The organism is Paraburkholderia sp. BR13444, assembly GCF_040948755.1.
Classification (GTDB): Bacteria; Pseudomonadota; Gammaproteobacteria; order Burkholderiales; family Burkholderiaceae; genus Paraburkholderia; species Paraburkholderia youngii.
Map to the genome: position 1 here is coordinate 1 of NZ_JBFPKM010000052.1, position 731 is coordinate 731.

The following is a 731-nucleotide window of genomic DNA, read 5'->3' on the forward strand; positions in this document are numbered from 1 at the left end:
CACACCATGTTCTTTTGCATTTCTACCGTCTCTGCTCTACCGGTGCCGTCGATCACGCGCTTCGCGCGTAACAGTCTGCGGTGCAATGGTGCTCATCAACGATCGGGTCCACGACAGAAAATTGATCGATGCACTTGAGGCTTTCGAAGCGCAAGCGCAGTGTGCCACCGCCGACGGAGACATCTGAGCAAGCGACGTTCCAAATCTCAGAGTGAGCTGCGCCCTACGGCCGCCAGTCGCCGAGACTGAACTATCGAGTACCGACCACGGAAACGCTAATGCGAACGGAGTCCGGCTTTTCGTCAGCTTCCGTGCGCGCCCCACCGCTCTTGCGCAGGGCATTGAACGGCGTCCCTAAAGTTGCCTCTCGCCATCCTCGGCTGCTGCCACTTCGGCATTCAACACCGATCTTCATCATGCGCAGCTGCTCGATCGCGACTACCGGCTCGCTCGTCAACGGCGAACTGAGAGCCTCGTACGACGACTGTAAGACGGTGGTCTCGCCTGTCTGCGTTCGGCAGGCTTCGGGCGTGCACTAGCAGGTAGAGATCGGCAGTTATCCGGTGATGGCGAAGCAAAGAGCGATGCCGCACTCGATGCTGCAGTGCGTAACGACAATCACGGCCGCGGCGAATGACGCCGCGTGCAACCGGCTGGCTACTGGCCGTCTTGCCTTGGGCCGTTCCGTGGTCTGTTGACGTCGCTGTTCGCGCCGTCACGGGTACCCATAT

1 protein-coding gene is annotated in these 731 nt (G+C 60.1%); it reads left to right on the forward strand.

Going from position 1 to position 731, the window contains the following annotated elements; genetic code table 11:
* The coding region (locus AB3X95_RS38940) for a hypothetical protein (RefSeq protein ID WP_368624007.1) at positions 1–187 on the forward strand (187 nt) is incomplete at its 5' end.
* Between the last annotated feature and the right edge of the window lie 544 nt (positions 188–731).